The sequence below is a fragment of the Pseudomonas sp. C32 genome, assembly GCF_030417915.1.
Lineage (GTDB): Bacteria > Pseudomonadota > Gammaproteobacteria > Pseudomonadales > Pseudomonadaceae > Aquipseudomonas.
On record NZ_JAUHUK010000002.1, the window covers coordinates 359,788 to 377,537 of the forward strand.

A 17,750-nucleotide genomic window follows, 5' to 3' on the forward strand; every position below is an offset into this window, starting at 1 on the left:
ATCCTCTGGTTATTGATGGTTGCATCCTGCCTTGCGAAGCCTCGCAACGCGGTAGCCGAGAACGCCAACCTGTTGACTGGAAGCGCCAATCAGCATGACTGAACCGACCTCCCTCGCCAGCTGGACCCGCGCCTTGCGCAAGCAACTCGACGCCCTTGGCCTCGACAGCACCAGCCTGTGCCAGCAAGCGGGGCTCGACCCGCAGTTGATGGACGACCCGAACGCCCGCTACCCGTTGTCCGGCACCACGCGCCTGTGGGAATTGGCAGTGCAGGTCAGCGGCGACCCGGCGATTGGTTTGCGTGTTTCCCGTTTTGTCAGCCCCACCACGTTTCATGCGCTGGGTTATGCGCTGGTGGCCAGCGGCAGCCTGCGAGAAGTGTTCGAGCGGATCGTGCGTTATCACCAGGTGGTCAGCGATGCCCTGGAGCTGGAGCTGAGCCGGGCCGAGGATCGCTACCACTTTCGCCTGAAGATGCCGATCGGCAATCCACCGCCGGCCTTCGAAGCCATTGATGCGTTCATGGCGATTTACGTGCGCACCTGCCGCAATCGCCTCGGCCGCGACTATGCGCCACTGGCGACGTACCTGCGCCGCCCGGAGCCTGTGGATGCACAGCAATGGCATAAAGTCTTTCGCTCGCCGGTGCACTTCGGCGCCGATGAGGACCGGCTGGAGTTCGCCCTCACCGACTTCGACAGCCACCTCGACGACGCGAACCCGGAACTGGCCGAGCACAACGAAACCGTGCTCAGGCGTACCCTCGCGCAACTCAAACCGTTGACGTGGGAACGCAAAGTCCGCGATGCCATTGAAGAACAACTGCCCGAAGGCGAACCCAGCGCCGAACACATCGCCCAGACGTTGCACCTGAGCCTGCGCAGCCTGCAACGGCACCTGGCCGACGAAGGCTGCCGGTTCGACACCCTGCTCAACGAAAGCCGCGAAAACCTAGCGCTGCTGCACCTGCGTGACCTGCAGGTGTCACTGAGCGAGATCAGTTACTTGCTCGGGTTTGCCGACACCAGCAGCTTCAGCCGCGCCTTCAAGCGCTGGACGGGAATGACGCCTGGGCAGTTTCGGGATGGGTTGCGGTGATCAGCCTTTGACCAGGCTGCGTGTCATACCCTCGTTCCACTGCTCCAGCATTGCCTCTCCAACCTTGGAAAAGGCACTGCTTGTTTTTATGTATTGGCCCATCTCGCCCATCGCCACTGCCATCCCATGCATGACCTGTTGCAGCAATTCATTGCAACGCCCCTCGGTCAAATTGCAGGCGGAACGGCCAAACCGCATCAGCATCTTGTACTTCGGCCACGCCTTCGATCCGCCCAATAGAAGCGCCATGCTATCGGCCTTGATGTAGACCGACGTAGTGATGATGTCGTAGGCAGGTGCCAGGCTGATTGCCGCATCGACACCGCAATCTTCGTACAAAACACCGAAGTTCTTCAGGTGCGCGTCGCCATTCTTCAGACCCGATGAAAGCGCGACGATTTTGAAAAACGACTCCAATGCCTGATTGAGCAAAGGAGGAGAAACAAAGGCCTTGATCTGCTTGGCCGCACCTTCGTATGAACCATCGTATTTGGCTTTTGATGGCCACGCATTGAGCACGCAAAAGTCCTCGAACCCCAGGTAACCTTTTTCATTCAGGTCGAAGCGTTCAACGATCAAAAACTTGCCATGCTCACTGAGTTCAAACTTCGGCACTTCAAGACCCGAATGCAACGCCGCCCGCATGCAGAAGTATTCATTGGCAGCGAGCTCCGGGTATTGCTCAGGACGAAAGGCCTTGACCAAATGCGTGGCCCCCCGATGGGACAGCCGATCGATGGTTGACGCGCTGTCACGTACCAGTACCTTCGGCTGCACTCCGGAAACCCCCGAATACTGGCCATAGGTCTGCAAGAGGTCTTCGAACAGACCTTGCGCACCATCATGCACAAGAAGGTCCGCCAGGCTGGTTTCAGGTGGCTGGTCACCCGGACCCTGGGCTTTTGAAATGCCGACCCTTCCGAGCTGGTGCGGGCCGACGATGGCAAGCATCGAAAAATCGTCAAACCCTCGGACGGCCTTGCTGAAGCGACGAGTCAATTCATCACGCAGGGCGCCTTCAGGCAGATTCATTTCAAAAACCGGTGGAACGCCCGATTCCCACGCGTAACTCTCCAGCCGCACCGGCATGGTCAACGAGACGGCGTCTTGCTCTGACGCGTTTTCGGCGTAAGCAAACACGGTATCAACAGGAAGCTGACCGCGACCAAGGATTCCCACTGCACTGTTGGAAACACTGATCGCCAGTCGATCCTTTTCCTGCGGCTCATCCATGGAAATCCACCTTTTTCAGGGTGTCCAGCGTCGGCCGCTTCGACTGTCGCGGCACAGCCGTCAGCTCATAACCGAGACCATTGAGGATCGCCTCGACCTTGCGCAGGCCAATTTCGGGGAGGGTGTTGTTTTCGATGCCGGAGATCGTTGCCCGGCTCATTCCGTATTGCTGTGCCAATGCCTGCTGGGAGAGTTTTCTCTCCTTGCGTAACGTTCGGATCAGCTTGCCAAGGTTTTCCATTTCACCACCATGCATCGTATACAGTGCATATTTTATAAAAAAGACAATTATGCATTGTATTTAGTGCAGATCATGATTGAAGTCCAGCTACATTTTCTGACGCGTTATCAGGCATCAAACCATCGCCAACACCCGCAACCGCCCGGCATCAAGGATTTCAATTTCGCCGTAACTCAGCCCGATGATCCCCTGGCCCTGCAAATCCTTGAGGATCTGGTTGGTGGTCTGGCGCGACAGCGACAACATGGCGGCAAGCTGTTCCTGCGGCAGTTGCAGGATGCGACGCGGTTCGTCGATTTCGCCGCCGTAGCCTGCGGCGATCATCAGCAAGCGGTGCGCCAGCCGGGTCGGGGCTGGCATCAGGCTCAGTTGTTCGAGGTTGATGAATGTCAGGCGCAGCTTATGGCTCATCAGCAGCGCCAGTGGCCGCCAGTGCAGCGGCTGTTGGTCGAGCAAGGCCAGCAGGACGTTTTGCGGGATGTGCAACAAGGTGCATTGGCCCACGCCAAATGCGTCGTGGGTCCGTGGCTGACCATCGAACAAACCGATTTCACCGAACCAGTGCGGCGCTTCCACCAGGCTCAGCAGCGCCTCTTTGCCTTGCTCGTTCACGGCGCCGATGCGTACCGCCCCCTCCAGCACCGCATACAGGCCGCAGGGTGGATCGCCGCGTTTGAACAGCCGCTGGCCCGGCGTCAGGCGTCGTACCTTGGTGGCCGACAGCAGACTATCCTGTAGGGAAACAGGCAATTGACTGAACCACTGACCGCGCATCAGGCGTGGACGCCAGTCCTGCATATCCATGAAAACTCCTAGAGATTGTCGCCTGGCTGACAGAGCGCAACGTGGCGCCGGGGCATGATCTCATCACCCTACAGGAGAACAACAATGAAAAGCCTCGTCGACCACCTCAGTCAATACGCCGCGTACCACCGCGACCCGCGCAACATTGCCACGCACTTCATTGGTATTCCCCTGATCGTGGTGGCCGTCGCGGTGTTGCTGTCCCGGCCGGAATGGTCGCTGGGTGGCGTGTGGATTTCGCCCGCGGTGCTGGTGGCGCTGGCGTCGGCGTGGTTTTACCTGCGGCTGGAGTTGCGCCTGGGCGTGCTGATGACAGTGTTGCTCGGGTTGTCCGTGTGGACCGGCCATGTGCTTGCACAGCAAAGCACGCTGGTGTGGCTGAGCAGCGGTGTGGCGATGTTTGTGATTGGCTGGGCGATCCAGTTTGTCGGCCATCATTACGAAGGACGCAAACCGGCGTTCGTCGATGACGTGACGGGGTTGATTGTCGGGCCGTTGTTTGTGGTGGCCGAACTGGCGTTCATGCTGGGGATGCGGCATGAGCTGAAAGAGCAGATCGAGGCGCGGGCAGGGGGTGTTCGGGTCAGTCGCAAAAATGCGGCGGCCTGAACGGATCTGTAGGAGCCGGCTTGCCGGCGATAGCGGTGCATCAAACACACCGCGTTGTCATTGATCGCTGGCAAGCCAGCTCCTACAGGGTTTCCTTCGATCAGAGTCAGATGTTGGCGACTTTCTGCCAGACCTTCGGCTTGAAGAACAACGTCTCGCCCTTCGCCAACCCCACCAGGCTGTCGTGATCCTTGACCACTTCGGCTTCAATCAGATCGCTCTGACCTTCGACCTTCAACGTCACCCGCGTCGTCGCCCCCAGCGGTCGAATATCACGCACTTCAGCGGCGTGGTGATCTTCCAGTTCATGCCGCGACAGCGACACTTCATGCGGACGGAACAACACGTGATCGTCGCCACCCAGATGCAGGCGATTGGAGTCGCCGAGGAAGTGATAGACGAAATCGCTGGCCGGGTTTTCGTAGACGTCGCCCGGTGAGCCGATCTGCTCGATCACGCCCTTGTTCATCACCACGATGCGGTCGGCCACTTCCATGGCTTCTTCCTGGTCGTGGGTCACGAATACCGAGGTCAGATTGATGTCTTCGTGCAGGCGCGCCAACCAGCGGCGCAGCTCTTTACGGACCTTGGCGTCGAGGGCGCCAAAAGGTTCGTCGAGCAACAGCACTTTCGGCTCAACCGCCAGCGCTCGGGCCAGGGCAATACGCTGACGCTGACCACCGGAGAGCTGTTCCGGGTAGCGATCCGACAACCAGTCCAGCTGCACCATGTTCAACAGTTCGTGCACTTTGGTGGCGATCTGGCTTTCGCTCGGGCGCTGGTTTTTCGGTTTCATGCGCAGGCCGAACGCGACGTTGTCGAACACCGTCATGTGGCGGAACAGGGCGTAGTGCTGGAACACGAAACCGACGTTGCGATCGCGCACGTCGTGGCCGGAGACGTCTTCACCGTGGAACACGATGTTGCCCTGATCCGGGGTTTCCAGGCCGGCGATGATCCGCAACAGCGTGGTCTTGCCGCAACCGGACGGGCCGAGCAACGCGACGAGTTCGCCGCTCTGGATGTCCAGGCTGATGTTGTCCAGCGCCTTGAACGCGTTGAAATTCTTGCTGACATTACGCACTTCGATCGACATGAATTATTCCTCCGCGGCGCTGGCGCGCAGGCGGTTAATACGGTTTTCGCTCCACTGCTTGAGCAGCAGGATGAAGAGCGCCAGGATCAGCAACAGGCTCGCCACGGCGAACGCGGCCACGTGGTTGTATTCGTTGTAGAGGATCTCGACGTGCAGCGGCAAGGTGTTGGTCACCCCGCGAATGTGCCCGGAAACCACCGACACCGCACCGAATTCACCCATGGCCCGCGCGGTACACAGCACCACGCCATAGATCAGGCCCCATTTGATGTTGGGCACAGTGACGTGCCAGAACATCTGCCAACCGTTGGCGCCGAGCAGGCGCGCGGCCTCCTCTTCCTGGGTGCCTTGTTCCTGCATCAGCGGGATCAGTTCACGGGCCACGAACGGCACGGTGACGAAAATCGTCGCCAGCACGATACCCGGCAGGGCGAAGACGATCTGGATGTCGTGATCCTGCAACCAAGGGCCGAACAAGCCCTGGGCGCCGAACATCAGCACATAGACCAGACCCGCGATCACCGGCGATACCGAGAACGGCAGATCGATCAGCGTCACCAGCATGCTCTTGCCGCGGAACGAGTACTTGCTCACGCACCACGCGGCGCTGACACCGAACACCAGGTTCAGCGGCACCGAGATCAGTACGGCAATCACCGTGAGTTTCAGTGCCGACAACGCATCCGGTTCAAAGATCGCGGAAAAGAACGCACCGAGGCCGAGCTTCAGGCCCTGGGACACCACGATGAACAGCGGCAGCAACAGGAACAGCGCAAAAATCAGCCAGCCAAGACCGATCAGGACTCGCCGCGACGTTGCACTGCCACGACGGGCAGCGTTCGAGGACGCGGCAGCAATAGACGATTGGGACATGGGTGCCGCCTCCTTATGGGGTTTCGATGCGTCGCTGCAGCAAGTTGATCAGCAGCAGCAGAATGAAAGAAACCACCAGCATCAGTACACCAATGGAGGTAGCGCCGGTGTAATCGTACTGGTCGAGCTTGACCATGATCAGCAGCGGCAGGATCTCGGTTTTCATCGGCATGTTGCCGGCGATGAAAATCACCGAACCGTACTCGCCGACCCCGCGGGCAAAGGCCAGGGCGAACCCTGTCAGCCACGCCGGAAGCAGTGCCGGAACCAGAATATGGCGGAATACCTGCAACGGTTTGGCACCGAGGCACGCGGCCGCTTCTTCCACTTCACGGGGAATATCGGCCAATACTGGCTGTACGGTACGTACTACGAATGGAAGTGTCACAAAAGTGAGGGCAAGGGTGATGCCCAAGGGGGCATAGGCAATCTTGAAACCCAAATCCGCTGCGAATTGACCGACCAGACCGGTAGGTGTGTACAGCGCGGTCAGTGCGATACCCGCGACGGCAGTGGGCAATGCGAACGGCAAGTCGATCATTGCATCGATCACTTTTCGTCCAGGGAAGGTATAGCGCACTAATACCCAGGCCAGGAGCGTGCCGATGATGCCGTTGATGATCGCGGCACACAGGGCGGTGCCGAAGCTGAGCTTCAACGCCGCCAGCACTCTGGGCGCCGAGATGATTGCCCAGAACTGTTCCCAGGTAAGTTGAGCGGCGTGCACGAACATCGCCGCCAGGGGTATGAGCACAATCAGGCTGAGGTACACCAAGGTGTAGCCCAGCGTCAGCCCGAAGCCGGGTATGACGGGGGAGATACGACGCGACATAAAAGTCCTTGGTTGAGAACGCAATAAGCCCCGGAGTCGAATCCGGGGCTCGTTGATGGCTATTTAAGATTACTGCGCCTGGTAGATCTGGTCGAACACGCCACCGTCGTTAAAGAATTTCGGCTGCGCGGTTTTCCACCCGCCGAAGTCCTTGTCGATGCTCACCAGCTCCAGTTTCGGGAACTGCTGGGCGTACTTGGCGGCCACATCCTTGTCACGTGGACGATAGAAGTTTTTCGCCGCGATTTCCTGGCCAGCCGGGCTGTACAGGTGCTTGAGGTATGCCTCGGCGATCTCGGTGTTGCCCTTTTTCTCCGCGTTTTTATCGACCACGGCCACTGGTGGCTCGGCGAGGATCGACAGCGAAGGCACGACGATGTCGAACTTCTCGGCGCCGCCCTCTTCTTTCAGCGCCAGGAAGGCTTCGTTTTCCCAGGCCAGCAATACATCGCCCTGACCGTTGTTGACGAAAGTGATGGTCGAACCACGCGCACCGGTGTCCAGCACAGGCACGTGCTTGAACAGGGTCTGCACGTATTCCTTGGCCTTGGCCTCGTCGCCGCCATTGGCTTTCAGGCCATAAGCCCAGGCCGCGAGGAAGTTCCAGCGAGCGCCACCGGAGGTTTTCGGGTTCGGGGTGATCACCGAGACGTCGTTCTTGACCAGATCGCCCCAGTCCTTGATGCCTTTAGGATTGCCCTTGCGCACCAGGAACACGATGGTCGAGGTGTACGGCGTGCTCGCTTGCGGCAGGCGTTTTTGCCAGTCCGCCGGCAGGGTTTTGCCGAGCTTGGCGATTTCGTCGATGTCACCGGCCAGGGCCAGGGTTACGACGTCGGCACGCAGGCCGTCGATGACCGCCCGGCCCTGCTTGCCCGAACCGCCGTGAGACTGCTGGATCTTCACCGTGTCGCCAGCATGATCCTTCTGCCAGGACTTGATGAACTCAGCGTTGTAGTCCTGATACAGCTCACGGGTCGGGTCATACGAGACGTTGAGCAGCTCGTAGTCCTTGGCAACAGCGGAGCCGGCAAAAAGGGCGCTGGCCAGGGCGGCCAAAGCGAAATGACGAATCGACGACATGGTGAAAGCTCCTGGAATTCTTGGTTTGTTGGCTTTTTTTATGGATTTCTGGAATCGCGTTGCCGGTTCAAAGATCGCAGCCTTCGGCAGCTCCTGCAGGTGATCGCGTGTTCTGCAGGAGCTGGCGCAGGCTGCGAACTTCTTCAGCCCGGCTTGTGGGCCGGCTGCTGCAGACGGAATTTTTCTTTGCGCTCGATCTGCACCACCTGGGCGTTATGCACGGTGATTTCCACGGCGCCAAAGCGCAGGTCGCGCAATGCACTCTGGATTTCACGCAGGATGGTGGTTTCGTCTTGACCGTCGACACTACGCAGGGATGCGCTCATGGGGCTGCTCCTTCAACTGAGAGGTTTGCCTGGCAGTGGCGGCACTGCTTGCGGCGTGAAGCCAATAGTAGAGAGGCGCGGATATTCTTAAAAAGACTATTTAAGAATGTTTATATAACCAAAAAACATTGTTTGACGGGACAAGGACTTGAGATGAACCGCCCACTTTCAAGCACACAAAAAACCTGTGGGAGCACACTCGCTCCCACAGGGATTTTGTAAGTCAGGCGATGATCGGCGCATGCGTCCAATTCAACTGCCCTGCCGGCACCGGCCGCCCAAACCAGTAGCCTTGCCCTAGATCGCAACTGTGCTCAAGCAGGAAAGCCGCTTGCTCAACCTGTTCGATCCCCTCGGCATGCACTTGCATGCCCATGCTCTGGGCCAGGGCGATGATCACCCGCGAAATGGCCGCGTCATCCTCGTCCCATGGCAATCCGGCCACGAAGCCTTGGTCAATTTTCAGCTTCTGCACCGGCAAACGCTTGAGTCGCAACAGTGACGAATAACCAGTGCCGAAATCGTCGATGGCCAGGCGCACACCCAACTCGCGCAGGCGATGCATCTGCTCCAACGCGACTTCCGGGTCCTCCATCACCGCACTTTCGGTGACTTCCAGCTCCAGATACGCCGGATCCAGTCCGGTTTCATGCAGCACCTGCGCCACCTGCTGGTACAGCTCGCGGCGGGCGAACAGGCGCGACGAAACGTTGACCGCCACAAACGACAACGCCACTCCGTCCTGATGCCACTGACACATCTGCCGACACGCCTGCCCCATGACCCAGGCATCGATTTCGGCAATCAAACCGGTACGCTCGGCGACCGGAATGAATTCCGCCGGCGCCACCAATCCCCGCTGCGGATGCTCCCATCGCACCAGCGCCTCGACGCCAATCAGGCGAGAAGTCTTGAGGTCGTGAACCGGCTGGTAATACACCCGCAGCTCCTGCTGGTCCAGGGCGCGACGCAGCTCGAAAGCGATTTCGACCCGCTGCTGAGCGTGGGCCGTCAGCTCTTCGGTGTACAGGGCATAGCCGTTGCGGCCGGTGCTCTTGGCCTTGAACAAGGCCGAGTCGGCGTTGCGCAACAATTGCTCGACGCTCAGCGCATCGCCGGGAAACAGACTGATGCCGATGCTGGTATTGATAAACAACTGATGGCGATCGATAACGAACGGCTCCTTGAGCCCATCGATGATCCGCTGAGCCAGCGCGGCGGCCTGAACCAGCTGCGGACAACTTTCCGCAAGCACGGCGAACTCGTCACCGCCCAGCCGCGCCAGGGTAATGCCCGGACCGAACATGGCACTCAGACGCTCGGCCACGGCCTTGAGCAATTGATCGCCGATGGTATGCCCGAGGCTGTCGTTGATCATTTTGAAATGATCCAGATCGATCATCAGCAGCGCACAGCCGCGCTTGTGAACCTGCGCCGACGCCAAGGCCTGTTCGGCGCGGTCGGTGAACAGCAGACGGTTTGGCAAGTCAGTCAGCGGGTCGTGGTGCGCCAGGTGCATCAGTTCGTGCTCGGATTTCTTGATTGCACTGATGTCGGAAAACACCGCCACGTAATGACTGGGGCGACCTTCGTCGTCGTGAGTCAGGCGAATCGTCTGCCATTGCGGGTAAATCTCGCCGCTCTTGCGCCGGTTCCAGATTTCCCCGCTCCACTCTCCGTCGCTGTGGAGTGCGGCAAACATGGCCTGATAAAAAGCCGGAGGATGCCGCCCCGACTTGAACAGACTGGGCCTTTGGCCCAGCACGTCCTTGCAGTGGTAACCGGTGATGTCGATGAATGCCCGGTTCACGTGGACGATCAAGCCGTCGAGGTTGGTGACCAACACCCCTTCGCGCGTGCAATCGAACACCGCAGCAGCCTGGCGCAGACGCTCGCGATCAGCGTTACGCTCACGCAGCTTGGCGCCGATGCCCAGACAGCGGAGCAGCCGCGCCCGGGCGATAAAGATCAAGCCGGCGCTGAGCAGCACCCAAACGTAACCGTTGATCAGTTGCCATCGCAGACGCTCGAGAGAATCATCGAAGAAACTGTTCAATAAATAGCCACTCAGCAGCAGCCAGGCAGCAGAAAACACTAGATAAAGCAGCGCTGCACGCAGAGCATCGCGATAGGTGGCAGACATTAGGCGATCCATGTCCCTACAAAAAGGTTGGAATTATAGTTTAAAGACACATCCAGCCACTCTTATCTGAAAGGGCGACTGGTTTTCTCTGTGGGCTTAGTGATAATGCAACGGCTGTTTTTTCTTTATCGAGGGCCCTACAGCCTATGTGGTACGAAGGTTTTCTTGGCTTGTCGCCCTGGTCACTGGTGGCAGTCACCCTGCTGATGACCCACGTCACGATCATTGCCGTCACGGTTTATCTGCATCGTTACTCAGCCCATCGCTCCCTTGAGCTGAATGCCGGCCTGAAGCACTTTTTCCGTTTCTGGCTGTGGCTGACCACGGCGCAGAACACCCGCGAGTGGACGGCCATCCACCGCAAGCATCACGCAAAGTGCGAAACCGTCGATGACCCGCACAGCCCGGTCATCAAGGGTTTGTCCACGGTCCTGCGCAAAGGCGCCGAGTTGTACCGCGCCGAAGCGGAAAACCCCGAGACCCTGCGCATCTACGGCAAGAACTGCCCCGAAGACTGGATCGAACGCAACCTCTACAGCCGCTTTCCGCTGCTGGGCATCGCCATCATGGGCGTTATCGACCTGTTGTTGTTCGGCACCATCGGCATCACCATCTGGGCCATCCAGATGATGTGGATTCCGGTGTGGGCCGCCGGCGTGGTCAATGGCCTGGGCCATGCCGTCGGCTATCGCAACTTCGAATGCCGCGACGCCGCGACCAACCTGGTGCCGTGGGGCATCCTGATTGGCGGTGAAGAACTGCATAACAACCATCACACCTACCCTAACTCGGCAAAACTGTCGGTGAAGAAGTGGGAATTCGACCTGGGCTGGGCCTGGATTCAAGTGTTCAGCTTCCTGCGTCTGGCCAAGGTCCAGCGGGTCGCGCCGATTGCCCACCGCGTCGAAGGCAAGGGCAGCCTGGACATGGACACCGCGATGGCGATCCTCAACAACCGCTTCCAGATCATGGCCCAGTACCGCAAATTGGTGATCGGCCCACTGGTCAAGCAAGAGCTGGAAAAGGTCGATCACTCGGTCCGTCACCAGTTCCGCCGGGCCAAACGCCTGCTCTCGCGTGAAACCAGCCTGCTGGATGACAAACACCATGCGCGCATTCAGAACATGCTCGAGCACAGCCAGGCACTGACGGTAATTTACGAGAAACGCCTGGCCTTGCAGCAGATCTGGGTCAAGACCAGCTCAAATGGTCACGACATGCTGGCCGCCATCAAGGAATGGATTCACGAGGCAGAAGCCAGCGGGATTCAATCCCTGCGTGACTTTGCCGACCAGTTGAAAACCTACTCCCTGCGCCCTGCTGCTGTCTGAGCCAAAAAACCTGTGGGAGCGAGCCTGCTCGCTCCCACATTGGTTTGCGACCTGACTGAAACCGCCATCAGTACCGCCCGGCGGGAGCCAGCTCCCTCGCCACAACAAGCGGGAACTTCGCTTCAAATCCCCTATCTCAAAAACACTTCGCCCTCCAGGCGGGCTTCGTTGTAGCCGCTGTCGAACCTCAAGCGGCGCACGTCCTTTGAGATTTGTGTCGATGGTCAAAAACAACCTGAAAGACCCATCCCCCTCGCAATGGCCCGAGGCTGCGCAAACCCTCATGGCATTGATGCATGCCGAAGGTGAAGTCGCACGCCTGAACGAACGTGAGCAGCTGTTCAGTACGCTGATGGTGAGCGTCAACGCGGTACTTTGGGCGTTTGACTGGGAAACCCGCCAGGTGCTGTATGTCAGCCCCGCTTACGAGCGGATCGTGGGGCGCTCGGCCGATCTGCTGCTGGCCGACAGCAATCAATGGCGCGACAGCATCCACCCCGATGACCTGGACTATGCAGAACGCAGCCTGGCCGATGTTCTGGTCAGGGGCGCTGTCGAAGATCGCGAATATCGAATTGTCGCCCCCGACGGCCAGGTCCGCTGGATAAGCGACAAATGCTTCATCAATCGCCAGCCGGAACCCGGGCAACCGGTGATCATCGTCGGCATCGCCGAAGACATCACCGACAAGAAGCAGATGGAAGCCGAGCTGCATCGACTGGCAACCACCGACGACCTGACCCAAAGCAGCAACCGCCGGCACTTCTTCGAGTGCGCCCACCGAGCGTTCGAGCACGCACGGCAACAGGGCGAACCCTTGTCGTTTCTGATGCTCGACATCGATGACTTCAAAACGATCAACGACACCTACGGCCATCAGCAAGGCGACAACGTGCTGCAACGCATTGCCGAGAGTGGCCGTGCAGCCCTGCGGCGTGGCGATTTGTTCGGGCGCATTGGCGGGGAGGAGTTTGCTGCGGTGTTTCCCGGCTGCACGCCTCAGATGGCCCTGCACGTCGCCGAACGCCTGCAACGGGAGATTCAGGGATTGAGCTTCAGTCATGAGGGCCAGACATTCGGCATTACCGTGAGTCAGGGTCTGACCAGCCTCATTGCCGAGGATGAGAACGTGGAGAGCCTGTTTGCCCGTGCCGATGCCGCGATGTATCAGGCCAAGCATGAGGGCAAGAACCGGATTGTCACGGCCTGACTGTTTTTTGAAGATTCACACCTGTAGCGAGGGAGCGATCCGGTATTTTCAGAACAATCGCATTTGCTGGTTTTACGGCTGCTCCGCAACCGAACGGGGGCAAGGCCCCTCGCCACAAGGCTCGCGCCCACAAAAATTCGCGTGAAACTTACTTCTTGCGCAACCGCATCAACTCCGGCAAGCCGATCTTGAGCAACCGCGCCGTCCGGCTCTTCGCCAGCTCCTCGATGCCCTCGTGCTCGGTCAGGCGCGCCAGCTGCGCCGCCATGTTCATCACCAGCGCTTCGCGCGAGTAAACCCCGCCACCGAGCTGATAGGCCGCCGCAATCAACTCGCGCAACTCCAGCGGCAGACGCCAACGGGTGCGCAGCGCCGAACCATAAGCTGCGCCGAATTTGGCCAGCGACTCGCCGACCTCCTCCAACTCATCCAGCTCACCACCGGCCTGCTTCCATTCCTGCAAACACCGAAGCAGCGCCAGATCGCCGAGACGGTGCAGCATGCCGGCGCAGTAGCAGCGTTCCTGATCCAGATCGAGCAAACGCGCCAGGGTCCGCGCAAATTCGGCGGTGTGCAACGACAGCTCCCAGTAGCGCTCGGCGTAGTCGGCCAGGCAAGGATCGCTGAGCCGTGCACTGCGCTTGAGTGCCAGCCCGAGGATCAGGTTCATGCTCTGCCCGGTGCCCAGGCGGTGCAGCGCCTGGGACAACGTCTGTACCGCCGCGCCATGATGCTGGGCCGCGCTATTGGCCGCAGCGATGAGCACAGCAGTGACCTGCGGATCGGTGCGGATTTCGTCTTCGAGCACGGTCAGATCGAGGCCGTTGGGATTGAGGCTGCGCTTGACTGCTACCTGCACGTCCGCCATCAGCGGCGCACCCTCTGCCAGCTCGCGACGACGCTCCAGAAACACCGGCAATGTCATCCCCGGTGCCAGCGCCGGTACTTCACACGACACCTCTTCGCCAGCGTCCAGCAGCAAATCCTGCAAGCGGCGGGTCAGGCTTTCCATGTTCAGGGGCTTGGTCAGATACGCCGTCGGTGCGAGCGGCAGAGCTTCACGCACACTGGCGCTGTCGTTGCGACTGCTCATCAGCATGTAGGGCAGCGGCGGGTTGCGTTTGCGCTGGCGAACACTGCGCAAGACATTCAGGCCATCGACGCCGGGCAACTCCCAGTCAGCGATCACCAGGTCGTAAGGATTAGCCGCCAGCAACTCCAGTGCGTGCTGACCGTCGGCGCACAAGTCCAGCCGCGCATCGCAGCGAACGTTCAACAGCACTTCCTTGAGCAGGTCCCGGGACCAAGGGTCAGCCTCGGCGATCAGTACGCGTGGAACGGCGGGCAAAGTGACGGCTGGCATACAACGCTCCCTGGCAATGCAGAAACCTTAGCCAATGCTGGCCCTTCGATACAGCGCTAATGCGCTGGATGCGTTTCAAGGGGCGTAAAAAACCCGCCGAAGCGGGTTTTTTGTGGATCAGGTCACACTCGGTGATCAGAGCTCGGAGAAGCACTCTTCGATGATCGCCAGACCTTTGTCCAGTTGCTCGTCCGGCGAGGTCAGCGGTACCAGGACGCGCAGAACGTTGCCGTAGGTGCCGCAGGACAGCAGGATCAGACCCTTGTCGCGAGCCTTGGCCACAACCGATGCCACAGCGGCAGCGTTTGGCTTGTGGCTGTCGCCGTTTTCGAACAGCTCGACAGCGATCATCGCACCCAGGGCGCGGACTTCACCGATTACCGGGTACTTGGCCTGGATGGCTTTCAGGCCGGTGACCAGACGCTCGCCGACAGCCTTGCAGCGGTCCAGCAGGTGTTCTTCTTCGAACACTTCCATCACGGCCAGGGCCGCGGCGCAAGCGATCGGGCTACCGGCGTAGGTGCCGCCCAAGCCGCCTGGAGCGATGGCGTCCATGTATTCGGCCTTGCCGCACACACCGGCCAGCGGGAAGCCGCCAGCGATGGATTTGGCGAAGGTGGTCAGGTCGGCAGCAACGCCCATCTGTTCCATGGCGAAGAACGTACCGGTACGGCCAGCACCCGTCTGTACTTCGTCGGCGATCAGCAGGATGCCGTGCTGGTCGCACAGTGCACGCAGACGCTTCATGAATTCTTTAGGCGCAACGTAGAAACCGCCTTCGCCCTGAACCGGCTCGATGATGATTGCAGCGATGTCACGCGGCTCTGCATCGTTCTTGAAGACGCGTTCGATGCTGGCGATCGAATCGTCGATGCTCACACCGTGCAGCTCATTCGGGTACAGGGCGCGGAACACGCCGCCTGGCATCAGGCCCATGCCGGCCGAGTAAGGCACGACTTTACCGGTCAGACCCAAGGTCATCATGGTGCGACCGTGGTAGGCGCCGGTGAACGCGATCACGCCGGCACGGCCAGTGGCGGCACGGGCGATTTTCACGGCGTTTTCTACCGCTTCGGAACCGGTGGTGACCAGCAGGGTTTTCTTCTCGAAATCACCTGGGACCTTGGCGTTGATTTTTTCGCACACTTCCACGTACGGCTCGTAGGCCAGTACCTGGAAGCAAGTGTGGGTCAGCTTGTTCAACTGCTCGGTCACGGCGGCGATGATTTTCGGGTGCACGTGGCCGGTGTTCAGCACAGCGATACCGCCAGCGAAGTCGATGAACTCGCGACCTTCAACGTCGATTACGGTCGCATTTTTCGCAGACTCGGCGAAGATCGGGTGAATCTGGCCAACACCACGTGGAACAGCAGCGGTACGGCGGGCCATCAAAGAAGCGTTAGTCTTGCTCATAAAGTCCTCATTCGCCGCTCATCGGGCGGCGTGGTTCAAGGAAAATGCGGCGGGGAGTCAACGGTGGCAGCATGCGATGATCGACTGCTACAGCGTTCCCGGCCGCAGATAAAATTCCGTTTGAAGCGGCGCAAAGGGTCAGCGCTCTCGTGCCCTTTGCGCTTGAAGCAATGCCTTGCCGGGCTTAGATGCCCAGGCAGAGGTATTTGATTTCCAGGTAATCTTCGATGCCGTACTTGGAGCCTTCACGGCCCAGGCCCGAGGCCTTGATGCCGCCGAACGGCGCGACTTCGTTGGAGATCAGGCCGGTGTTGACGCCAACCATGCCGTATTCCAGGGCTTCAGCCACACGGAACACGCGACCCAGGTCGCGAGCATAAAAGTACGAGGCCAGACCGAATTCGGTGTCGTTGGACATCGCGATCACATCGGCTTCGTCTTTGAAGCGGAACAGTGGAGCCAATGGACCGAAGGTTTCTTCCTTGGCCACGGCCGCGTTGTTCGGCACGTTGGTCAAAATGGTCGGTTCAAAGAAGTTGCCTTCCATCGGCTTGCCGCCGGACAGCACCGTGGCGCCTTTGGAGACGGCGTCAGCGATGTGCTCTTGTACCTTGGCGACCGCTTTTTCGTCGATCAGCGGGCCGGTGGTGGTGCCGTCTTCCAGACCGTTGCCGATCTTCAGTTTGGCCACAGCCACTTTCAGTTTTTCGGCGAACGCGTCGTAAACCGAGTCCTGAATGTACAGGCGGTTGGCGCAGACGCAGGTCTGGCCGTTGTTGCGATATTTGGAAATGATCGCGCCTTCGACGGCCTTATCCAGGTCCGCGTCGTCGAACACGATGAACGGCGCGTTGCCGCCCAGCTCCAGGGACACTTTCTTGATGTCCTTGGCGCATTCCGACATCAGTTGACGACCGATTTCGGTCGAACCGGTGAAGGACAGTTTGCGCACGATCGGGTTGCTGGTCAGCTCGCTGCCGATGTCGCCGGCGCTGCCGGACACCACGCTGAACACGCCAGCCGGGATGCCGGCACGCTGGGCCAGTTCAGCCAGGGCGAACGCGGAGAACGGGGTTTGCGAAGCAGGCTTGAGCACCATGGTGCAACCGGCGGCCAGGGCCGGGCCGGCTTTACGGGTGATCATTGCAGCCGGGAAGTTCCACGGGGTGATTGCAGCGGTCACGCCGATTGGCTGCTTGATCACGATCAGGCGCTTGTCTGGCTGGTGGCCCGGAATCACATCACCGTAGATGCGCTTGGCTTCTTCGGCGAACCACTCGATGAAGGAAGCGGCGTAAACGATTTCGCCCTTGGCTTCGGCCAATGGCTTGCCTTGTTCCATGGTCATCAGGCGAGCCAGGTCGTCCTGGTTCTCGATGATCAGTTCGAACCAGCGACGCAGCTTGTTCGCACGGTCCTTGGCGGTCAGTGCACGCCAGGCCGGCAGCGCTTTATCAGCGGCTTCGATTGCACGGCGGGTTTCGGCAGCGCCCATTTTCGGCACAGTGCCCAGAATTTCGCCCGTTGCCGGGTTGTTGACCTTGATCGTCTGACCATTGTCCGCATCGACCCACGCGCCATCGATGAAGGCTTGCTGGCGAAACAACTGGGTGTCTTTAAGCTGCATGTCGGCTTTCCTTAACAGCACCGTAACAATACGGAGCGAATTATGATTGTAGAAAGGCGCCTCAATAGGCTGCCGTCAGGGAAATCATTCACCGGGCTGAAGCACATAAATAGCGCACTGATTGAACTCGTGCGGTTCAGCACCCAGACAAGAGCGTTTGAAATCTCAAACGAATCCTAGGATCAAAGGGGGTAAAGGACAATAGGCTGTTCGAAAAAAAGAACGAAAACGTCGTTTTTGCCTCATTTTTCTGATCAGCGTAGCAAACGCCTGTAACAGCTTCGAAAAACGCAGACGATTCAGCAGCATGGACGCCCGCAATGCATATGAGTATCATGGCGCCCGCATTGCACCAGTAGCTCAGCTGGATAGAGTACTGCCCTCCGAAGGCAGGGGTCGTGGGTTCGAATCCCGCCTGGTGCACCATACGTTGTAATGAGAAAGCCTCAGGCCGTTAGGTCTGGGGC

General features: G+C 59.3%; 16 protein-coding genes and 1 tRNA gene. 5 read left to right on the forward strand and 12 right to left on the reverse strand.

The annotated features are described in order from the left end of the window. The first annotated feature begins 94 nt into the window (after positions 1 to 94). Positions 95 to 1,099, forward strand: a complete 1,005-nt coding sequence (locus tag QYH43_RS03875) for an AraC family transcriptional regulator (RefSeq protein ID WP_095060593.1) — start codon at positions 95 to 97, stop codon at positions 1,097 to 1,099. Here the strand turns inward: QYH43_RS03875 and QYH43_RS03880 are convergent, their stop codons facing one another. The 3 genes from QYH43_RS03880 to QYH43_RS03890 all read right to left on the reverse strand — a co-directional run bounded on the left by QYH43_RS03880 (position 1,100) and on the right by QYH43_RS03890 (position 3,377). Then, positions 1,100 to 2,332, reverse strand: coding sequence for a type II toxin-antitoxin system HipA family toxin (locus tag QYH43_RS03880; RefSeq protein ID WP_301156376.1), 1,233 nt, complete (start codon positions 2,330 to 2,332; stop codon positions 1,100 to 1,102). Then, on the reverse strand, positions 2,325 to 2,573 hold the full coding sequence (locus QYH43_RS03885; protein WP_095060602.1) for a helix-turn-helix domain-containing protein: 249 nt from the start codon (positions 2,571 to 2,573) through the stop codon (positions 2,325 to 2,327). The genes QYH43_RS03880 and QYH43_RS03885 overlap by 8 nt, the downstream gene beginning before the upstream one ends. 114 nt (positions 2,574 to 2,687) lie before the next feature. Next, entirely contained in the window at positions 2,688 to 3,377 is a 690-nt protein-coding gene (locus QYH43_RS03890) for a Crp/Fnr family transcriptional regulator (RefSeq protein ID WP_095151708.1), read from the reverse strand. A gap of 84 nt (positions 3,378 to 3,461) precedes the next feature. Here QYH43_RS03890 and QYH43_RS03895 point away from each other — a divergent pair, with 84 nt between their 5' ends. Beyond that, positions 3,462 to 3,986: a DUF962 domain-containing protein gene (locus QYH43_RS03895; RefSeq protein ID WP_095060587.1), complete on the forward strand. Its 525-nt coding sequence runs from the start codon at positions 3,462 to 3,464 to the stop codon at positions 3,984 to 3,986. Between the two features lie 106 nt (positions 3,987 to 4,092). Here the strand turns inward: QYH43_RS03895 and QYH43_RS03900 are convergent, their stop codons facing one another. From QYH43_RS03900 to dibA, 6 genes are all read right to left on the reverse strand, one after another. Beyond that, complete coding sequence (locus QYH43_RS03900) at positions 4,093 to 5,082, reverse strand: sulfate/molybdate ABC transporter ATP-binding protein (protein WP_095060585.1); 990 nt, start codon at positions 5,080 to 5,082, stop codon at positions 4,093 to 4,095. A 3-nt stretch (positions 5,083 to 5,085) separates the two neighbouring features. Beyond that, positions 5,086 to 5,955, reverse strand: a complete 870-nt coding sequence (gene cysW, locus QYH43_RS03905; protein WP_095060583.1) for a sulfate ABC transporter permease subunit CysW — start codon at positions 5,953 to 5,955, stop codon at positions 5,086 to 5,088. Positions 5,956 to 5,968: 13 nt separating this feature from the next. Next, positions 5,969 to 6,787, reverse strand: a complete 819-nt coding sequence (gene cysT / locus QYH43_RS03910) for a sulfate ABC transporter permease subunit CysT (protein ID WP_095060581.1) — start codon at positions 6,785 to 6,787, stop codon at positions 5,969 to 5,971. A 69-nt stretch (positions 6,788 to 6,856) separates the two neighbouring features. After that, positions 6,857 to 7,870: a sulfate ABC transporter substrate-binding protein gene (locus QYH43_RS03915; RefSeq protein WP_095060579.1), complete on the reverse strand. Its 1,014-nt coding sequence runs from the start codon at positions 7,868 to 7,870 to the stop codon at positions 6,857 to 6,859. 143 nt (positions 7,871 to 8,013) lie between these two features. Continuing rightward, positions 8,014 to 8,196 carry a sulfur starvation response protein OscA gene (oscA, locus tag QYH43_RS03920; RefSeq protein WP_095060577.1) on the reverse strand — a complete coding sequence of 61 codons (183 nt, stop codon included), beginning with the start codon at positions 8,194 to 8,196 and terminating at the stop codon, positions 8,014 to 8,016. Between the two features lie 223 nt (positions 8,197 to 8,419). Beyond that, entirely contained in the window at positions 8,420 to 10,339 is a 1,920-nt protein-coding gene (gene dibA, locus QYH43_RS03925; RefSeq protein WP_301156378.1) for a phosphodiesterase DibA, read from the reverse strand. Positions 10,340 to 10,485: 146 nt separating this feature from the next. Here dibA and desA point away from each other — a divergent pair, with 146 nt between their 5' ends. Both desA and QYH43_RS03935 read left to right on the forward strand, forming a co-directional pair. Then, positions 10,486 to 11,670, forward strand: a complete 1,185-nt coding sequence (desA, locus tag QYH43_RS03930) for a delta-9 fatty acid desaturase DesA (protein ID WP_301156380.1) — start codon at positions 10,486 to 10,488, stop codon at positions 11,668 to 11,670. Positions 11,671 to 11,890: 220 nt separating this feature from the next. Then, positions 11,891 to 12,880 (forward strand): sensor domain-containing diguanylate cyclase, encoded by a 990-nt coding sequence (locus tag QYH43_RS03935; protein ID WP_095151706.1) that lies wholly within the window; start codon positions 11,891 to 11,893, stop codon positions 12,878 to 12,880. 148 nt (positions 12,881 to 13,028) lie between these two features. Here the strand turns inward: QYH43_RS03935 and QYH43_RS03940 are convergent, their stop codons facing one another. The 3 genes from QYH43_RS03940 to gabD all read right to left on the reverse strand — a co-directional run bounded on the left by QYH43_RS03940 (position 13,029) and on the right by gabD (position 17,283). Continuing rightward, positions 13,029 to 14,243: a response regulator gene (locus tag QYH43_RS03940; RefSeq protein ID WP_301156381.1), complete on the reverse strand. Its 1,215-nt coding sequence runs from the start codon at positions 14,241 to 14,243 to the stop codon at positions 13,029 to 13,031. A gap of 135 nt (positions 14,244 to 14,378) precedes the next feature. Continuing rightward, positions 14,379 to 15,656, reverse strand: a complete 1,278-nt coding sequence (gabT, locus tag QYH43_RS03945) for a 4-aminobutyrate--2-oxoglutarate transaminase (protein WP_095060567.1) — start codon at positions 15,654 to 15,656, stop codon at positions 14,379 to 14,381. 184 nt (positions 15,657 to 15,840) lie between these two features. Next, the gene (gene gabD / locus QYH43_RS03950) at positions 15,841 to 17,283 is read right to left on the reverse strand and encodes an NADP-dependent succinate-semialdehyde dehydrogenase (protein WP_095060565.1); all 1,443 of its coding nucleotides are present in this window, start codon (positions 17,281 to 17,283) and stop codon (positions 15,841 to 15,843) included. Between the two features lie 349 nt (positions 17,284 to 17,632). Here gabD and QYH43_RS03955 point away from each other — a divergent pair. Next, positions 17,633 to 17,709 (forward strand) — tRNA-Arg (locus tag QYH43_RS03955). Positions 17,710 to 17,750: the final 41 nt, after the last annotated feature.